Genomic DNA, 18,381 nt, shown 5'->3' with positions numbered 1-18,381 from the left:
ATAGATAAAGTGAGGTAAGCTCTTATGATCATGAATCCTTCTTCGATCCATCACATTGTTCTGGACGGCCACAGCCTGAATCTGGAGAGCTTTGTCGCCGTTGCCCGGTACAACGCCACCGTGGAGCTGGCCGGCTCCGCCCTGGAGGCCATGCAAAAGTCCCGCGCCCTGGCCGAGAAGATCGCCGGGGAGGGCCGGGTGGCCTACGGCATCACCACCGGCTTTGGCGACTTCCAGAAGGTGGCCGTTCCCGAGGAGATGAGCAACCAGCTGTCCACCAACCTGATCCTCAGCCACTGCACCGGCGCGGGCGACCCCTACACCGAGGAGGTAGTCCGAGGCATGCTCCTCCTGCGGGCCAACGCCCTGTGCGTCGGCGTGTCCGGCGTCCGCCCCCTGCTGGTGGAGATGATGATCGAGATGCTCAACAAGGGGGTCCACCCCTGGGTGCCCCAGAAGGGCTCTCTGGGTTCCTCCGGCGACCTGGCCCCTCTGGCCCACATGACCCTCCCCCTGCTGGGCAAGGGCCAGGCCTACTACCAGGGCCAGCTGATGGATGGCGGCGAGGCCATGTCCCGCGCGGGCATCCAGACCCTGGACACCCTGGTGTGCAAGGAGGGCCTGGGCATGACCAACGGTACCTGCGCCATGACCAGCGTAGGCTCCCTGGCCCTGTACGACACCATCTGCGCCGCCCAGCTGGGCGACGTCATCGGCTCCATGGACTTTGAGGGCCTTACCGGCCTGCGCAACGCCTTTGACCCCCGCATCCATCAGGTCCGGGGCCAGAGGGGGCAGATGCTGGTGGCGGAGAACATGCGCAAGCTGCTGGCGGGCTCCGAGATCTTGGACAACTGCCAGACCGACCGGGTACAGGACGCCTACGCCCTGCGCTGTATCCCCCAGATCCACGGCGCCGTCCGGGACGCGCTGGACTATGTCCGGGACAAGGTGGAGATCGAGCTGAACGCCGTCACCGACAACCCCCTCATCTTCCTGGAGGACGAGGCGGTCATCTCCGGCGGCAACTTCCACGGCGAGCCCATGGCCATCCCCTTTGACACCCTGGGCATCGCCTGTTCCGAGATCGCCAACATCTCCGAGCGCCGCACCGAGCGGATGGTCAATGCCGCTCTGTCCAACGGCCTGACCCCCTTCCTCACCACCAAGCCCGGGGTCAACTCCGGCTTTATGATCGTCCAGTACTCCGCCGCCTCCATGGTGTCAGAGAACAAGGTGCTGGCCCACCCCGCCAGCGTGGACTCCATCCCCTCCTCCGCCAACCAGGAGGATATTGTGTCCATGGGCACCACCGCCGGCCGGAAGGCGGGCATGATCGTCCAAAACACCTTCTCGGTGCTGGCGGACGAGCTGCTCACCGCCTGCCAGGCCATTGACGTCCGCCGCCGCCTGGGCACCCACGGCCAGGGCATCGCCCCCGTCCACGAGGCCATTTTGAAGCACGTCCGAGAGAAGGTGGATTTCTACGAGATTGACCGGGAGATCTGGCCCGACATTCTGGAGGTGGAGAAGATGATCCGCAGCGGCGAGCTGCTGGACATCGTCAAGGAATACATCCCCGACTTCCAGTGAGACCGTGAGGCGGAGTATTCTGCGCGCCGACCCGGCGGGCAACATCACCCTCTTTGTTCTGGACCCGGTCCCCAGGGCGGATCGGATCGCCGCCGCCGTCCGCCTCATGGCCCTGCCAGGGATGGAGGCGGAGCAGGTAGGCTTCCGCTGTCCTCCCCTCTTCGGAGGTGCAGGCCGGGTGGAGATGGCCGGCGGGGAATTCTGCGGCAATGCCGCTCGTGCCTTCGGCATGCTGCTGGCCAGAGAGCTGGGCGGCCTCTCCCAGGTCCAGGTGGAGATCAGCGGCTGCAGCCATCCGGTCACCGTGGAGGTCGACGAGGCCCAGGGCGCCGCCCGGGCCGAAATGCCTCTGCCCCGGTCGGTGCGCCCTGCCTCAGCGGACGGCTGTTCCGGCACGCTGGTGGACCTGACAGGCATCGCCCACTTCGTGGTGGAGGGGGTCCCTCCCAGCCTGGATTTTTTCCGGAACGCCGAGTCCCTCTTCTCACAGCTCTCCGGTCTGGAGGCGTACGGTGTGATTTTTTTGGACCCCTCCAGCGGGACGATGACCCCGCTGGTCAAGGTGCCCTCCGCCGGTACGCTGGTGTGGGAGGGGAGCTGCGGCTCCGGTTCGTTGGCCGCCGCCATCGCCCAAAGCCAGCATATCGCTGACGGCGCCTTCGCCCAAAGCTATCTCCAACCCTCCGGGGTGATCCAGGCCGCGGTCACCCGCCGGAACGGCGCGGCGGTGTCCGCATGGATCGGCGGACCGGTCACACTGGACTCGCCCATCACAGTCGAGCTTTAGCCTGACCGCTCACAAAAACGACAGAGAGGTCCGCCCCACCGGGACGGACCTCTTATTTCAGCCTCCGCTCATCCCCGCCCAGACGGCGCTGTCTGCAGCCTGCGCAAAAGCTTCTGATAGCTTTGAATGGCCTTTTCCGCCTCGGCATAGCTGGCCTCCTCCCAGCTGAAGGGGGTAAAATACCGATAGCGGCGCACATGCCAGCAGCCCTCCGGCGACTGGGCAGAGCGTTCCTCATCCGAGAAAAAGCTGAGCTGCGCCGGATACATCCCGCTGCCCAGGTAAGCCTCCCGAACACAATCTCTCTCACTGGCCCGGACCCGGCCCTCCCGGATCAGGGCTTCGTTCAGGCGGACCGCGTGGCACTGGTAGCGCAGCACCCGTCCCTCTCTCTGCTCCAGGTCCGCCGGCCGGGAGGGCACCGACCAGTGGACTATATCCCGCGCATACCAGTGCAGGTCGATCCCCTCGGTGCCGATGGAGGTGGTGGCATACACGAAGGGCTGGATCGGGGCGTTGAAGGCGTTTTTGATCTCTGCCAGCCGCCGTTCCCCGTTTGTCCCCTCCCGGTTGGTCGCGTACAGGCCCGCAGCAAAGGGGCTGGACGGCGCCAGCTCATACCAGCGGGGGCCGTCCCAGACTTCGTCCCAGAGGGTCAGCCGGGCCTTGGGCTGCCGATAGGCCGCTGCCCATTCCACCGCCTTGGCCATCTCCTCGTCCCGCTCCCCAAACTCCCCGGCCAGGAGGGCGGTATACTCCCGGATCATATCCTCAAAGCAGCCGTCCTGGCAGTACTGCCGGACGGCCCTGGCGTAAGACGGCGCAGCTCCATAAAACCGGCGCACCGCCTGCGGCCCGCAGCCGCCTGCGCTTCTGCCGCAGAAGATGCCCTCGAACAGCTCCACAAGGGCCCGCTCCGTCAGTGGAACTCCGCTGAGTCCTTCCTCTCCGGCCAGCGCCCGATGCACCAGCTCAAGCCCGGCGTCCTCCTCCCCGCAGTCCCGGTTGAACCGGTACCCATAGGAGAAGGTCAGCGCATAGGGCGTCGGCCAGCTGTAGCGGGCTTGGCAGCGGCCGCTCCCCACCTGATTGACCCGCAGTGCGTAGAAAAAGTCCGGCTGGATCACGCCAGTGCGCCCCTCAATGATAGGCGGATGGGCCGCCGCAGCCCCCGGGTTGTGCGGAATATGCCCGCATCCGCAGGAGTTTGGAGGCCAGTCTCCTGTCCCTCTCCCATGAACCGCATCAGGCGGTCAAATTCCTCACCAAACTGCTCCGGACAGGTGAGCGCCGGACAGCTGTCCCCGTCCTCTCCCTCATCCATGTCCCAGATCTGCTCCAGCACCGCGCCCAGCAGCCGCTGAACGATCTGGTCCGCCTCGGTATCCGCCTGACCGCTCAGGGAGAGGATCTGGGTATAATTTTGGAACTCATCCAAAACGGCCAGATCATACTGCATGCTTTCCAGGTTTTTGGCAATAAAAACCCCTCTCAAGCGGGCAAAATCCACCTGAAGCGATGGCAGGTCCACCTTCCCCTCCCGATCCCGGCGGCCTGAAAAGCAGGGGGCAAGCTCCGGCCATTCTGGCAGCGCCCCGAGGGCCACCCCTCTGATCCGGCGGCGCAAACAGCGCATGCAGACTGTGCTTCATGACTGTCCCTCCGCCGCCGCTCTCCACCTCTCCGCCATGACGCCCTCGGAGATACGGATCAGACAGCGGTCTCCGTTTCGCTGTACGCCCTCCATGCTCCTCAGCTTCTGCGCCGGGACTGCGTTCCACCACAGCAGGCGCGGAGCGGCAGGGTCCATCTGCACATCGTAATAGCCCATATAAACCGTCCTCTCCCGGCGGCACAGATCGCTCAGCCTCGCGGCCCGGATTCCGGTATAGAAATCCCCTCTGGAATTGCTGCACACCATGCAGTCCGGTGCGGCCTCACCGGTCTCGTTCCGCAGAAAGGCGAGGAACATCTGCCGCATCCGGCTCTGCACCCCCTGAGCGCCCCCTGTCCGGACCAGCGCCTCCACTGGTCCCGCCGCCAGCCAGCCGATCCTGCCGCCTGTAACCTCCATATCCCCCAGCGTCTCAAAGGAGCCCCGCTCCATCAAGCCCGCACCTCCCAATTGTGTGATACCCGCATTATACCAGAAAACTCTCTCCGGTTCCAGTGCCTTCGCCCCATCGAGCTATTCCCACTCCTCCAAAAATATGGTATACTGGATCGAAACCAGACCGTTTACGAAAGCAGGTTATGCATATGAATCTGACCAAAGAGGCCGCAAATTCCTTGCTGCCCCATCTCTCCGCCCTCCGCCGGGAGCTGCACCGCCATCCCGAGCTGGCTCTGGAGGAACATCAGACCGCCCGGCTCATCGAGCGGGAGCTGGACGCCCTGAATATCCCCCACCAGCGGGTTGGCCAGACCGGCGTGCTGGGCCTTCTCCGTGGAGGCCGGCCAGGGTCCGGCGCGGTCGCCCTCCGGGCCGATATCGACGCCCTCCCCATCCAGGAGCAGAACGACTGCCCCTTCCGCAGCAGCCATGACGGCGTCATGCACGCCTGCGGACACGACGCTCACACCGCCATGCTGCTGGGCGCGTCAAAGCTCCTGGCGGAGCGGCGGGACGCCTGGAGCGGCGAGGTCCGCCTGATGTTCCAGCCCGCCGAGGAGACCGGAAAGGGCGCGCCGGACTTTCTGGCCGCAGGCTGTCTGGATGGGGTAAACCGGGTATTCGGCCTCCACGTGGCCCCCGACCTGCCCATAGGCACGGTTGGGATAAAGCCCGGCCTGAACAACGCGGCGGTGGACGGCTTCCGCATCCTGATCCGGGGCAGGTCCTCCCATGTCTCCAACCCTCAGCTGGGGGTGGATGCGCTGTATATCGGCAGCCATATCGTCACGGCGCTCCAGGCCCAGGTGACCCGGCGGACCTCACCGGTGGAGCCGGTGATCCTGGGAATCGGCTCCTTCCACAGCGGCACCACCTACAACGCCCTGGCCGAAACCGCCGTGCTGGAGGGCACCACCCGCACCATCTCCCCCGCCTCCCGCCAGAGGGCCAGAGAGCAGGTGGAGTTCACCGCCAGCGGCATTGCCGCCATGTACGGCGGAACAGCTCAGGTGACCTGGGACGACATCGCCTCCGCGCTGGTCAACGACCCGCCGGCCTCCCGCGAGGCGGCGGAGCTCATCGCCGCCCTCCGGCCCGACCTGACCGTAACAACCAGCCGTCCCCTGTCCATGGGCGGCGACAACGTTTCGGAATTTCTTCTTAAGGTCCCCGGCGTCTACGCCTATCTGGGCGTCTCAAACCCCCAAAAGCCGGAGACACTGGCGCCCCTTCACAGCGGCCGGTTCCAGCTGGATGAGGACGTCCTGCCCACCGGAGCCTGGCTCTACGCCGCCTGTGCCGCTCACTGGCTGAAGCAGGAGCGGGAGACCGGCGAGAGCTTGTAGTTCGATCCACTATGCTGTATAACAGGCTTCAAAAAGGAGTGAATCCCATATGCTGATTTCCACAAAGGGCCGCTACGCCCTGCGGGTCATGATCGATCTGGCCGAGCACCAGGGGGAAGGCTTCATCCCCCTGAAGATCATTGCGCGGCGGCAGGAGATTTCGGAAAAATATTTGGAGAACATCATCAAGCTGCTGGTCAGGGCCAAGCTGCTCAACGGCCTGCGCGGCAAGGGCGGAGGCTATCAGCTGACCAAAGCGCCGGAGCAGTATACCGTGGGCGCGATCCTGCGGCTGACGGAGGACTCCCTGGCTCCAGTCTCATGCATGGAGGCCGATGCCGCAGTCTGCCCAAGGGCGGCCAAGTGCCGCACGCTTCCCATCTGGCAGGGGCTGGCGCAGGTCATCAACGATTATCTGGATCATATCACCCTCGCAGACCTGATGCAGCAAGACCGGAGCGGAAATGATTATGTGATCTGAGTAAAAAACGCGCGCCGCGGAATCCCATCCCGCGGCGCGCCGTGCATAGGCTCGTTTTACGATCCTTCCTTGAGTATGTCAGCAATTGTATGTTCAGTCTGTGCAGAGAGAGCGTTCAGCCGCTCGTTGAATATACCCCGGAAGCATACCGGAATGTGGCCTCTGTGGGCGCGGTAGATCACAACACACTCCACACATTGCCCGTGCCGCCTGCAGCGGCTGGTACTCCAGGATGCTCCATCTCAGAGACAGCGGACGGGCGTGCACGAACCGCGCCTCGCTCCGCAGGTCCGTCCAGCTGGCGGCCCAGCCCTGCGCCCGCAAGCCCCAGCACCACCGCCAGCAGCACAGCCATGCCCAGCAGACTCCAGCGAACCGGCAGAGGAGCATCTGCCGGCTCCAGACCGGGCGCCGGGGCAAAATTGGGGTACGCCTTGGGAATGGTGATCTTTTTCTGCTTGCCTCCGCTGACCGAATAGATTCCCTTCCAGCTGCGGCTGGTCTCCTTCAGGACCTGCAGTTCTATCAGCGGCGTGACTGCCAGACTCAAGGCGCTGCCCGGCATCACCTGACCGCTGCTCAACAGGGTGACTGCCCGCAGGATGGATGCCTTGGCCTGTCTCTGCTCCTCCTCGCTCAGGCGGTCCCACTGGATGGCCCGCACCGCTCCAGTTTTCCGGGTAAACCGGTATGTATCCGCCCGGTTCAGCATCGGCAGGTTCACCCTCCACAGGATTCCCCGTGCGCGGACCATCATCCGCATGCTGTTGTCGCACATCTGCACATCCGCCAAGACGAATCCCATCATCACAAAGGAGCTGATGATGCAGCCTGCGGCGGCCAGCATAGGCGTGAAGGCATTCTCATGCACGGCACTGACAAACAGCAGCACAACTCCTGCGGCGATCCCCACCAGCATGGACAGCGGCGAACAGATCCGCAAGGGACGTACCCATGCAGTCTTTCCAGGATAAAATTCCGCCTCCGGCATGTCCGTTCCCTGAACGGCGGCTGTGGTCTCTTGCGGCAGATCCGGCATGGAGGTGCTGCGAAGCCCGCTGATGATGGTGGGTACCGCGCCCAGCAACGTAAACAGATACAGCATAGCCAGGTCCCTCCAGTAGGGAGCACTCTCCAGCGTGCCCACCTTCAGCAGGATCGGAATGGCCCGAAAGCACTCCAGCACATCAACATGAATAACCGAGGTCAACGCAATGGCCCAGGTGAGCCTGTGGGCCAGCAGGGTCATGATCAAGATGAGAAGAGATGAGATGACGGCACCCGTTTTGCTCAGCCTGCCGCCTAGCAGCTCATAACCCTTCAGCGCCCCTACTGCCATAACCAGGCCGGAGATGGATGTCACATACCCCATCTGACCGATCACAACGGTGCACAAAACACCGGCCAGCGACCCCAACAAGGCGCCAACCAGACCCGCCGCCACATTTTCCTGTCTTGTCTTTTTTGCCTGTTCCATCTGAACAGCCTCCTCTTCTTAGTCATTTACAGAAATAGGATCTAGCCTATGATAGTCTAACTCATTATAGGCCAAAACGAAAATAACGTCAATCGTTGTCTGTGCATCCGTCTACCAAACGCCTACCAAAACCGCCCCCAATCTCCTGCGCCGCAGGAGGTTGGGGGCGGTCTGCATTTCTGGACGTCTACCAGATATCTACCGTCCAAACTTTTTTACATCGAAACAGCTCGTTTCTTTAAATTACATCCCGTTTTTACAACGCAAAACCGCCTGTAAGAGGCGTGACACGGCGGTGGCCGGAGGGAAACGTCGAAAAACCTCGAAAATTTTGGGCAAAACGCAGAATATTCGGAATCTTTGCTCAGACTTACGGGGTCTACCAAGTATCCGAAGCAGGACGCGTCCAGCCCAAGATCCGGCCCCTCTCAGGCCGAACAAAATTAAAGGAGGAAATCCGAATGAGAAACCTGAAGCGGGCCCTCAGCCTGACTCTGGCTTCTGTCATGCTCCTGGGCATGATGGTGGTTGGTTCCAGCGCTGCGGGCTACCCCGATGTTGCCGAAGACGACAACGTCGAGGCTATCGAGGTTGTGCAGTCGGTCGGCGTAATGGTCGGCGACGAGAACGGCAACTTCCGTCCCGGCGACTCCGTGAGCCGCGCTGAGATGGCTGTCGTTATGGGCAAGCTGCTCAACCTGGACTACAACTATTACGAAGCGGTCTGCCCCTTCACCGACGTCGCCGGCGTCTATGACTGGGCCCGGGGCTGGGTCGGCGCTGCTGCCGCCAACGGCATCGTGTCCGGCCGCGGCGACGGCATCTACGATCCCGCCGCCACCGTCACTGCTGTTGAGGCTGCATCCATGATGATGCGCGCTCTGGGTTACTTCAAGTACCAGAACGACTACGCCGACGGCTTTGAAGTCTCCACCGTCCGTCTGGGCACCACCATCGGCATCTTTGACGGCGTCGGTTCCAGCGCCACCGAGCCCATGACCCGTAATCAGGTGGCTCAGATGGTGCTGAACGCTCTGCAGTCCGCGGTTGTGGAGCCTGACGGCAACACCATCAACCTGACCACCCCCGACGGCACTGTGTACACTGGCAAGGTCAACTACGTCAGCGTCACCAGCGCCAGGTCCTTCGCCACCGCCATCAGCCGCACTCAGGCCACCTCCGTTGGCTCTCAGAACGACGGCTGGATCGTGGAGCTGGGCGAGCGGCTGTACGACGGCAAGCTGGAGCTGCGGGACAACACTCAGGATGACTTTGGCCGTCCCTCCCGCACCTGGATGTTTGACGGCAGCGAGATCGGCACCTATGTGAAGAGGGAGCTGCTGGTCAAGGACTACACCGTGGGTGTGAAGGGCCGCGAGATCTATGAGCTGCTGAGCCAGACCACCATCCGCGACAACACTCTGCGGACCTATTTCGACGGTGCGAACAACACCATCGTCAAGAACGACCTGGTCCGCTCCAACGAGAGCAATCTGGCCAACACCGGCCGCGGCATCCTGACCGAGGTGTATCTGGACATCGAGAACGATCAGTTCTTCATCGTGTCCATCAACACCTGGCTGGCTCAGGCCAGCGTTGACTACAACGCCAACAGCGAGACCATCACCCTGACCATCTACAACGGCGAGAACGGCAGCAGCATCTCCAAGCGCGTGGACGTGGAGGATGCCCCCTACATCGCCAACATGAAGAAGGACGACTGGTGCCTGGTCCAGTGGGCCGATGCCAGCGCCGCCCACACCGCCAAGGAAATCGTCCGAGTCTTCGATGTGGAGATCATCGAGGATCAGGAGCTCACCGGCTTCAGCAGAAGCAACGTTGAGTATTCCAGCACCGGCACTGGCCGTGTGGGCCGCGTGACCGGCATCACCTACAACGGTGAGACCATCCAGAACAACCAGCAGGCCTGGTACAAGTTCAACACTCTGAACGACTTCGACGCCAACGAGCTGGTCAACAAGACTTACACCGTCTACATGGACCAGTACGGCTACTTCATCGGCGCGGAGCTGTACTCCGGCAACAACCAGTATGTCTTCATCACCGGCTACGACCGGGACGGCAGCCACCTCTCCGTGAACACCGTCAAGGCCAACGGTATCTTTACCGACGGCACCATGGCCGCCATCGACGTCAACTGCAAGGACACCGATGACAACATCAAGGCTTACAACGTGTCCAATGAGGTGATTGCTGGGATTACAAGTGCCGGTTACACCGCCGCTTACGAGCAGGCCAACGTCGCCAATCTGGACTATATCCGCTGGAGCACCCGTTCCACTAACACTGGCGTAGGAGCCGGTGACGGCGGCTACGCTCTGGAGAACATGTGGTACAAGTACACCCTGAACAACGGTGTGTACACCCTCACTCCCGTTGACGGCTGGACGCTGGACGTGAAGCAGACCGCCGGCGACCGTGAGGTCAACAGTTCCAACATCTATCTGTCCAACAGCGAGGACGCTCAGGACAGAGGCACCAACCGCTCCTTCGGTGAGGACGCCTCCATCTACATCACCGTGGATGACGGCGACGTGGACCTGCCCAACGGCGGCCGGGCCATCACCGAGGTCACTGGTCTGTACACCGGCGTTCAGGACGTGAACCTGGTCATTCCTCAGGGCAAGTGGATTCACGCAGTCTATGAGGACAACTACATTGTCGCCGCCATCGTCTACGGCGAGGCCGAGGGCATTGTGGACAACTACGCCTACATCCGTGACGGCATTGAGCGCGAGTGGAAAGAGACCGACGAGAGCGGCAACGTCACTCACTTCTGGGAGTTCCCCGCTGTGATGAACGGCGAGCTGACCACCAGGACTGTTAAGAGCCGCTTCTCCAATACCATCAGCAGCCTGAAGCCCGGCACCGTGCAGGAGCTGGTTCTGGATGCCGACGGCTATGTCACCCGCATCAAGGATGTGGAGAATGACAACGGCAATGTTAATCCCAACGAGGACAACAACCTGTACGACAACTACGACTATGCCCAGAAAGTCGTTACTCTGAAGGGTTACGACGTCTATCACCTGCTGACCGCCAAGAACGCGTGGGTCGAGGGCACCATGGCTATGGTCACCAACACCGCTATGCCGAACACCCGCGTGCTGAGCAACGGCGTTCTGGCGACTGACCTGGCGTTCAAGGGCAACACCCTGCGCTATACAGCGAACGAGGAGAACGGCAACATCGGCCTGCCCGTCGCCCGTGACGCTAAGGCGGTTGTCTATCAGCGGATCAACGGCAAGGACTCCTGGGAGAACTACGCTACCGTGAACGCCGCTTACAGCATCCTGAACGACGCTGACTACGACTCCAGCAACAACCTCGACGGCAACAAGCAGTTCGCCGGTGAGATCATCGCCGTCCTGAACAGCAACGGCGTGGCCGAGTGGGTCGTATTCATCGACAACACCGAGACTCTCGGCACCAGCACGACCTATCCTGAGACCCGCATGGCTCTGACCAACAACGGCAACGGCATCAGCACCCTGACCGTCAACGGCGAGGCCAGGAGCACCGCTACCGGCACGGTCGTGATCCCCGCCGGCAGCACCATCGTGATGACGGTGAAGAGTGGCTTCACTCCCACCATCAGCGGCGGCGCTGGCGTGACTCACACCACTGGCAGCGACACCTGGACCATCATCGCTCCCGCCCTGGGCAACACCGTGACCATCAGAGTCACCAAGGACGCCATTGTGGGCGAGCGCACCATCGACATCTATGATGCCAACGTCCTGCTGGCCGATGCGGCTGAGGGCGATGAGGTTGTCATCCGTGCCGAGAACAGCAGCTGGGTGCCTACCGACAGCGCAACCAACACCCTGAATATCCCCGCTGGCAAGACCCTGCATATCGTGGGCGGCAGCCTGAATGCCAGCACCTGGAACAACGACATCACCGGTACCGGTACTCTGATCGTTGACCGCCAGTACACCACCAAGGCCGGCGCGAACATCACCTATACTGTGACTGCCCGCGACCTGACCCTTTCTGCGGCTTCTGGCAGCGCTACTACGACCAATATCGGCAAGAATGTGACCGTGAGCAACAACATGACCGTCGCCACCGCCAGCAGCCAGACTCACACCGTTAACATCGCTAGCGGAGCGACTGTGAATGTTGGCACCAGCCTGACCAGGGGCGGCAGTGATACTGCTGTGATCAACGTCAACGGCACCCTGGTTGTTGCTGAGACCAATACGACCACGAACACCACGATTGGCAATGTTACCATCAACGTCCACAGCGCCAACACCCTGCGCGCTGGCGGCGTGCTGAGCAACGTGATCCTCAACATTGGCGATGCTTCCAATGCTGGCAGAGCCATCATCCGCTCCATGAACGGCGGCACGCTGGCTCTGGTCAACGGCAGCCTGGTGGTCAATGCTGGCGCTGAGCTGGCTCCTGCCGCGGTTACTAAGACCAGTGTCGTTAGCGGCTTCACCGTGACCATCGCCTCCGGCGTTACGACCAATCTGGCCGTTAAGGACAGCATCACCGGTACCTCCGGAGCTGCCGACGACGCTGGAACCTATACGGCTGGCGGCACGGCGAACGAGAGCACCTTTACCCAGTCCAACCCTGCCGCTCCTGTGGAGACGGCGGAGGACCTCGCTGGTCTGGTGACCCTGCCCTCCAAGAACGCGGCCGCCGATACCTGGCTGGCTCCCATTGCGGAGTATGCCGCCACCGGGCTGACCGTGACTGCTGAAGCAGGCGAGGGCAAAGTTGTCAACATCAGCATCAAAGGCACTATTGTGACTCCCGAGAGCATTTCTGACGAGGCGCTGATCGCCTACACCGGCTTCAGCACCGCCGAGGAAGCCAAGACACAGTGGGCGGCTGACGACCACTGGGGCATCGGAGAGGACACGAAGTGGGGCTTCGTTCTGTACAACACGGTTCAGAACAACAATGGCGAGATCGGAGAGATGCTGCGCTGTGTGCTCGTGAAGTGGAACAGCACGAACAGCAAGTGGGAAGCTGCCGGAGCTTGGGACAGCAGCCAGAGCAAGATTCCCTTTGCCAACGAGAGAACCTATGAGAGCGGAACCAAGACTCTGAAGGTCACGTTCGACATGACCGCTCCCACCGCATAAATCATTCCAGCAGAAAGCTGAAACCCCCGGGCATATGCCCGGGGGTGCTTTTTGCGTCAGGCGGTCATAAACGCGACCACCCGATATGTGGTATTGGTGTCATTCATCTGCGGGGAGGAGTACATGTGGTGATACCAGGACACGGTATTGCCGCTCCAGGAGATGGTCAGCGGGAGGGTGTTGCCGCCCTGGACGTAGCCGTAGGTCTGCCCCGGCGCCAGCGTAAGCTGGTAATTGTTCGGGGACAGGATAAACACAATCGCCGGCATTTTGGGGAAGGTGATGGTGGTGGGGTGGTCCTGCCCGAACTGGCCGCTCCCTGTGTAGGTGGTGGTCCAGATCCGGCAGTTGCCGCGCTGAGCCACCTGACTGCTCAGGCTGTTCAGGGCGGACTGCTCTGCTTTCCTGCTCACAGTCTGCGTCAGGGCCTCCAGGGCGGAGCGGTCCGCTTTCCCGTCCACCCGGACATCCACCGCCTTGATCGCGGCGTCGGTCTTGGCGTTGTCGGCGTTGAAGTCCTCCATCAGGACCTTGTCGGCCCGCTCCCACTGGGAGAGCTGGTAGTTGGGTGTGTGATTGGCTGGCATAAAAAGTACCCCTTTCAGTCATAATAGCCTCCCCCTTTGAGGGAGCCCTTATAACTACAGAAAAAAACGCCCCGAAGTGGGACGTTTCCATACATTTAATGGAAAAAAGGGCGCAGTGCGCCCTTTTTCGCTGATCTGCGCTCCTCTGCTCAGCGGACCAGCAGGATCACGATGGTCATAATAGGCACCATGAGAAGGGCCGACAGCGGATTGAGCGCGCTGGCAATGTCCATCCGCACATTCAGGCGGTCCGTATAGATCATGCAGACGTTTGGGACCGCGGCAAACATAGCGGGAGCCAGGGCCTGCCGCATCGCCAGCGGAGCCGGGAGCAGGAAAAAAATCACGAGGGCGCTGACTGCGCCGCAGGCATAACGCAGGAACAGCAAGGCAAACACCTCTTTGCGCGCCCCCTTGCTGATGTTGATCTCCAGCGAGATGCCCACCATGATCATGACCAGACAGCCGTTGCTCTGCCCGATGAAGCCGGCCAGCGACAGAACCGGACCGGGCAGCCGGATCTCCAGCAGAGAGAGGACCGTCATCACGACATAGGTGATCATGGGGACGGAGCGGAACAGGCTGGACAGTATGGCGTGCAGCTTGGGGCCGCTCTTTCGTCCCATCCGCATTTCCGCAATTGCAAAGGTAGTCCCGAGGGAGAAAAAGGAATCGCCCGAGTCGAACATACACAGATACGGAATGGACTGGGGAAAGAAATTCTGCAAAAACGGGATCCCGATGTTCCCCAGATTCAGCCCTGCTCCGTTGATGGTATATATCCCTTTCAGATCCGGGGCCTTTCTGGCCGAGGCGGCGCAGGCCGCCGTCAGCATCAGGACGTTGACCAGCAGGCCCAGTACAAAGGACACGATATACCAGAAGTCCACCGAGGCGGCGCTGAAGCTGCTGACCAGCATGGCGGGAAGGGTGAGGTTAAAGATCAGGTTCGCGAACACTTTTCTGTCTTCCGTATGAAAGACGCCGAGCCTTTTCAGCCCATACGCCAGAAACATCGTGATCATATAGGTGAGGGCCCACAGGACAACATCATACATAGCGTTCCTCCAAAAGGCAAAGTTTCGGCTGCAGAGACGAACGCGCCACAGCAAATGCTGTGGCGCGTTCCGCTTCAGCGCCGGACGGGAAGCTTATGACCAATGGGGAGACTCCCACAGCTTCAGCGTCGTGCCCAGACCCATCTCCTTTGCCCGGAGATAGCAGTCATAGGACCAGGCCACATCTTCGATGGGCATGCCGCTGGTCATCAGACAGATCCGTTCATCGTCGCTCTCCCGGCCCTTGATCGTGCCGCAGGCGCAGTCGCCCAAGCTGGGGATCTTGTCGATGGCCGGCAGCTTGCCGGCGTCGATCAGGGAGTAAATCTGTCCGCCCATCATCCCCTGATAGGCCGCCTCCAGGGGACCGGCGGAACGGCGGGCATCGTCCATGTAAGCGGCGTGCATCTTTGCGTTGTCAAAATACAGCTTGCAGCTTGTGTAATAGGGCTCGTCGATCAGGCCAGCGCCCGTAAACATGATGAGCGATCCCTTTTTCAGCCACTCATTTTGGATGTTGACAGGGCGCAGACGGGATGTGGCAGAGCTGATGATATCAGCGATGCTGATGGCGTCCTCGATGGACTCGCACACCACGTAGTTGACGCCGTACTGCTCCTTGGCCCAGTCGCCGAAGCTCTTTGCGGTCTCGCTGTTCAGGTCGAAGATGCGGATCTCCTCCACCTGCTTCGCATCGACCATGATGCCCTGCAGGCATGCCTTCTGGATCGGCCCCGCTCCAATCAGGCCCACGATTTTGGAGTCCTTGCGGGCTAAGTAGCGGACGCCGACGCCGGGAACAGACCCGGTGCGGACGGCGCTGACCAGATTGCCGGACATGAGGGCCACCGGCTCACAGGTGTCTACATCGTTGAGCATGACCATCAGCACCGAGCGGGGAAGTCCGCGGCTGGGGTTAATGATGTTGGAACCGTACCACTTCTCGCCGGCGATGTTGAAACGTCCGCCCAGATAGGCGACCATCGCCATAAAACGGCGGTCAGGGCCATCAGCGGGCATATTGGGGAACTGGGGGTCCTTGGGGAAGCCGAGCTTTATGCCATGCTCATTGTGGTTGGGGCCGCCCATGATGTAGTCGCCCTTTCCCAGCAGCTGAAACATTTCATCCAGCACATCGACACAGCGCGCAGAGTCCAAAACCCCGGCTTCGATCATCTCTTCTTCGTTCAGAAAGAGAAATTCAGTACGTTTTCCCATTGGTAAAACTCCTTTTCTATAGATGTTTTTTAGGTGAAAGATTGGAAAGGGTCAGGCAGACTCTTTGTCCACAGGGTGCCAGCATCCAAACAGGATAGGCAGGACGAGGGCGATCACCAAAGCAACGAAGTAGACGGCTCCCACAGGAAGCGCACCGTACTGGGCGACCCAAACCGGTGTCATGGAGGTCAGGATGCCTCCGCCGACAGCCCAGGAGCAGAAGGGAGAGCGGGCGGCAAAGATGGTACTGGCGTCGCTTTCAAACTTGGGATCGCAGGTCTTCAGCAGCAGCAGGCCGGTCGCGGCCACGCCGGTAAAGGTGCCAAAGTATACCATGCTGTTTTCGAACCAATAGGTTCCAAACAGGCGGCGGACATACCACATCATCATGAACCACATCAGCACGCACATAATGGTCTGCTGGATGATGAGGGGCATCGCATAGGCCACCACAACGGGGACGTTGACAGAGGCAACCGCACCGGCGACCAGGAACTCAAGGGAAATGCCCTGGATCCGGGAGAAGGTGGCCTGGTCCACTGCCTTGGCCACAGGGGTCTTCTTAATGACCTGCCACAGAAGCAGGCCGCCGAAGAGGGCTGTGACAAACCAGGACACAGAGAAATTCAGATAGGTTTTCAGCGCCCAATTGATGATCCAGCCAATCAGAACAGCAACGCTGATCAGTGCGGCGTGGAACGCAAAGTTGTCCACCACGCCGGGAGCGACTGCGGTACGGGTGTCAACAGGCTTGCTGGTCTCGTCCGGATAGAGCTCCTTGGCATCGCCTTCGATGCTGGCGCTGGTTTTCATAATGGCGGTCCAGCCCTTTCGGATGCCGATGTTGATCATCACAACGCCGCCTACAATGCCAAATACCAGGCCGATGGTGGCGGAGGTAACGGCAAGGGACTGGCCGTCCATCCAGCCCAGCTCCTCAAAGACCAGAGCCATACCGCCCGCTGTTCCATGTCCGCCGGCCCAGCCCTGTTCTACGATCGTGCCGAAAAGAGGGTTGACGTTAAATACGGGGGTCAGCACAAACACACAGAGCAGGATAGGGATTGCATACTGCAGGGCGCATAATGCATAGGACAGGCAGCAGGCGCCGCCCAGCTTTTTTACCATTCCCTTGTCCACCTTGGAGGCCGCAGAGCCCATCAGCATGGGGGCAAAGACAAACACGATCAACCGGCCGGACAAAGCGGACCAACAGGCGGTAATATGCGAGGGGATCAGGCCGATAAAATGGGGTCCCAGGATTAAGCCGATGATACCTGCAATCAGCGCGGCAGGGATGTGATATTTTTTGAGAATCGGGATTTTGAGCCTGAGCCAGGTCGCAATCAGAAGCAGGATGCCGAGAATGGCCACATAGACGATCAGGGCGTCCAGCATTCCGCCGGAGATTTCGGTCGTTGGTATCATAGTTCTCCTCCCTCTTATCTAAAAAATGTATATTTTACTTTTTTGCCGGCGTGTACATTATGGCCTCTTTTACCGATTATGTCAATATGTATTTTAAATTTTGAAAAATAATTGTGCAAATTATACGTTATTCCGGAAAATATTTTGTATGAAATAATACATTGATTTTCTCGAAATCTTGAGTATAATAATAGACACATTACGGATAAACGAAAATATTCTAACAAAATATATTGATATGAGTAGTATTTTCTACTAAAATAGAGTTGTATTCTTTACAATTTTGTTTGGGAGAAGCTTCTATGAATATCACGGAGAGAATCAAACAGGAATTTGATACCATGACCAAGTCTGAACGCCAGGTTGCGTCATATTTTCTGGGCCACATCAACGATTTTACCTTTTACACCCTGGACCACATTGCGGATGAGATCGGAGTCAGTACCACCAGCGTGATCCGTTTTTGCCGCAAAGTTGGGTTTTCCGGCTTCAAAGAATTTCAGGACACCCTGCGCGGTGAGGTTAAATACCAGCCCTCGCTCCCAGTCAAGTTTCAGCGCACCCTGAAGGATTCCATTAACAACGACCTCTTGGCTCAAACCCTTCAGCAAGAGATCCGCTGCCTGGAAAAGACCTTCTCGGAGATGTCTAACCAGCACCTGGCCGACGCCGTGCAGCTGATTTCCGATGCCAAGCGCGTCTTTACCTTTGGATTGAAGGAGTCCTATGCACTGGCTCACTATGCCTATACCCGCTTTCTTACGGTGAGAGACAACGCCTTTATGCTCGGTATCTACAACAACTGCATTGAGGCGGTCCTGAGTCTGACGCCCGAGGATGTCTGCCTTGTGTTCCTCTTTCACCGCTACACCAAAGAGACGCTGCATATCCTCCCCATGCTGAAGGCGCAGGGAATCCCGATCATTTTGGTCACCTCTGCGCCCTATGACGAGCTGCTGCCCTATGCCACCATCCTTTTGTCCTGTTACGTGGATGCCTGCGGTATCAAAAACACCTCGCTGGCGCCGATTTGCCTGCTGGACTATTTGTGCAACGCCGTTGCGGTGCAGAAGGGTGAGGATGCATTGATCCGCATGAAGCAATTAGAGTCCCTGATTCAGACCAGCGAGATCCTGGGCAGTTGATCGAGCAAGATTCGTTGCATAT

The 18,381-nt window shown here is 60.0% G+C and carries 14 protein-coding genes; 6 read left to right on the top strand and 8 right to left on the bottom strand.

Features of this window, described 5'->3' with window-relative positions:
* The first annotated feature begins 24 nt into the window (after positions 1–24).
* Both hutH and VV088_RS19595 read left to right on the top strand, forming a co-directional pair.
* On the top strand, positions 25–1,593 hold the full coding sequence (gene hutH, locus VV088_RS19600) for a histidine ammonia-lyase (protein ID WP_334602343.1): 1,569 nt from the start codon (positions 25–27) through the stop codon (positions 1,591–1,593).
* Between the two features lie 4 nt (positions 1,594–1,597).
* Positions 1,598–2,380, top strand: coding sequence for a hypothetical protein (locus VV088_RS19595; RefSeq protein ID WP_334602342.1), 783 nt, complete (start codon positions 1,598–1,600; stop codon positions 2,378–2,380).
* Positions 2,381–2,448: 68 nt separating this feature from the next.
* Here VV088_RS19595 and VV088_RS19590 read toward each other — a convergent pair whose 3' ends face one another.
* From VV088_RS19590 to VV088_RS19580, 3 genes are read right to left on the bottom strand one after another with little or no spacing between them, the layout of a single operon-like run.
* The gene (locus tag VV088_RS19590; protein WP_334602341.1) at positions 2,449–3,507 is read right to left on the bottom strand and encodes a hypothetical protein; all 1,059 of its coding nucleotides are present in this window, start codon (positions 3,505–3,507) and stop codon (positions 2,449–2,451) included.
* On the bottom strand, positions 3,504–4,016 hold the full coding sequence (locus VV088_RS19585) for a hypothetical protein (protein WP_334602340.1): 513 nt from the start codon (positions 4,014–4,016) through the stop codon (positions 3,504–3,506). Before VV088_RS19585 ends, VV088_RS19590 begins: the two co-directional genes overlap by 4 nt.
* 12 nt (positions 4,017–4,028) lie before the next feature.
* Positions 4,029–4,490, bottom strand: a complete 462-nt coding sequence (locus VV088_RS19580; protein WP_334602339.1) for a hypothetical protein — start codon at positions 4,488–4,490, stop codon at positions 4,029–4,031.
* Between the two features lie 149 nt (positions 4,491–4,639).
* Here VV088_RS19580 and VV088_RS19575 point away from each other — a divergent pair, with 149 nt between their 5' ends.
* The gene (locus tag VV088_RS19575) at positions 4,640–5,839 is read left to right on the top strand and encodes a M20 metallopeptidase family protein (RefSeq protein ID WP_334602338.1); all 1,200 of its coding nucleotides are present in this window, start codon (positions 4,640–4,642) and stop codon (positions 5,837–5,839) included.
* A gap of 49 nt (positions 5,840–5,888) precedes the next feature.
* Positions 5,889–6,320 (top strand): RrF2 family transcriptional regulator, encoded by a 432-nt coding sequence (locus tag VV088_RS19570; RefSeq protein ID WP_334602337.1) that lies wholly within the window; start codon positions 5,889–5,891, stop codon positions 6,318–6,320.
* A gap of 178 nt (positions 6,321–6,498) precedes the next feature.
* Here the strand turns inward: VV088_RS19570 and VV088_RS19565 are convergent, their stop codons facing one another.
* Entirely contained in the window at positions 6,499–7,797 is a 1,299-nt protein-coding gene (locus VV088_RS19565) for a hypothetical protein (RefSeq protein ID WP_334602336.1), read from the bottom strand.
* Between the two features lie 461 nt (positions 7,798–8,258).
* On the opposite strand from VV088_RS19565, the gene VV088_RS19560 reads away from it, so the two are divergent.
* On the top strand, positions 8,259–12,923 hold the full coding sequence (locus tag VV088_RS19560; RefSeq protein ID WP_334602335.1) for an S-layer homology domain-containing protein: 4,665 nt from the start codon (positions 8,259–8,261) through the stop codon (positions 12,921–12,923).
* Positions 12,924–12,979: 56 nt separating this feature from the next.
* On the opposite strand, the gene VV088_RS19555 is transcribed toward VV088_RS19560, so the two are convergent.
* The 4 genes from VV088_RS19555 to VV088_RS19540 form a co-directional block, all read right to left on the bottom strand.
* On the bottom strand, positions 12,980–13,510 hold the full coding sequence (locus tag VV088_RS19555; protein ID WP_334602334.1) for a hypothetical protein: 531 nt from the start codon (positions 13,508–13,510) through the stop codon (positions 12,980–12,982).
* 149 nt (positions 13,511–13,659) lie between these two features.
* Complete coding sequence (locus VV088_RS19550) at positions 13,660–14,568, bottom strand: AEC family transporter (RefSeq protein WP_334602333.1); 909 nt, start codon at positions 14,566–14,568, stop codon at positions 13,660–13,662.
* Positions 14,569–14,661: 93 nt separating this feature from the next.
* A complete protein-coding gene (locus tag VV088_RS19545) occupies positions 14,662–15,786 on the bottom strand; it encodes a tyramine oxidase subunit B (protein WP_334602332.1) in 1,125 nt (374 codons plus the stop codon).
* Positions 15,787–15,837: 51 nt separating this feature from the next.
* The gene (locus VV088_RS19540; RefSeq protein WP_334602331.1) at positions 15,838–17,214 is read right to left on the bottom strand and encodes a sodium/glutamate symporter; all 1,377 of its coding nucleotides are present in this window, start codon (positions 17,212–17,214) and stop codon (positions 15,838–15,840) included.
* A gap of 302 nt (positions 17,215–17,516) precedes the next feature.
* Between VV088_RS19540 and VV088_RS19535 the strand changes: the two genes are divergently transcribed.
* Positions 17,517–18,359: a MurR/RpiR family transcriptional regulator gene (locus VV088_RS19535; RefSeq protein WP_334602330.1), complete on the top strand. Its 843-nt coding sequence runs from the start codon at positions 17,517–17,519 to the stop codon at positions 18,357–18,359.
* Positions 18,360–18,381: the final 22 nt, after the last annotated feature.

Origin of the sequence: Lawsonibacter sp. JLR.KK007, assembly GCF_036941135.1 — a bacterium.
Lineage (GTDB): Bacteria > Bacillota > Clostridia > Oscillospirales > Oscillospiraceae > Lawsonibacter.
The sequence above is the reverse complement of the archived record's forward strand: the minus strand, read 5'-3'. Positions and strand labels throughout refer to the sequence as shown.

What these genes read in the sequence shown, in the direction of transcription:
- hutH (WP_334602343.1), top strand. Translation starts at nt 25, where the DNA reads ATGATCATGAATCCTTCTTCGATCCATCACATTGTTCTGGACGGCCAC.
- VV088_RS19585 (WP_334602340.1), bottom strand. Translation starts at nt 4,016, where the DNA reads ATGCGCTGTTTGCGCCGCCGGATCAGAGGGGTGGCCCTCGGGGCGCTG.
- VV088_RS19575 (WP_334602338.1), top strand. Translation starts at nt 4,640, where the DNA reads ATGAATCTGACCAAAGAGGCCGCAAATTCCTTGCTGCCCCATCTCTCC.
- VV088_RS19570 (WP_334602337.1), top strand. Translation starts at nt 5,889, where the DNA reads ATGCTGATTTCCACAAAGGGCCGCTACGCCCTGCGGGTCATGATCGAT.
- VV088_RS19565 (WP_334602336.1), bottom strand. Translation starts at nt 7,797, where the DNA reads ATGGAACAGGCAAAAAAGACAAGACAGGAAAATGTGGCGGCGGGTCTG.
- VV088_RS19560 (WP_334602335.1), top strand. Translation starts at nt 8,259, where the DNA reads ATGAGAAACCTGAAGCGGGCCCTCAGCCTGACTCTGGCTTCTGTCATG.
- VV088_RS19555 (WP_334602334.1), bottom strand. Translation starts at nt 13,510, where the DNA reads ATGCCAGCCAATCACACACCCAACTACCAGCTCTCCCAGTGGGAGCGG.
- VV088_RS19550 (WP_334602333.1), bottom strand. Translation starts at nt 14,568, where the DNA reads ATGTATGATGTTGTCCTGTGGGCCCTCACCTATATGATCACGATGTTT.
- VV088_RS19545 (WP_334602332.1), bottom strand. Translation starts at nt 15,786, where the DNA reads ATGGGAAAACGTACTGAATTTCTCTTTCTGAACGAAGAAGAGATGATC.
- VV088_RS19540 (WP_334602331.1), bottom strand. Translation starts at nt 17,214, where the DNA reads ATGATACCAACGACCGAAATCTCCGGCGGAATGCTGGACGCCCTGATC.
- VV088_RS19535 (WP_334602330.1), top strand. Translation starts at nt 17,517, where the DNA reads ATGAATATCACGGAGAGAATCAAACAGGAATTTGATACCATGACCAAG.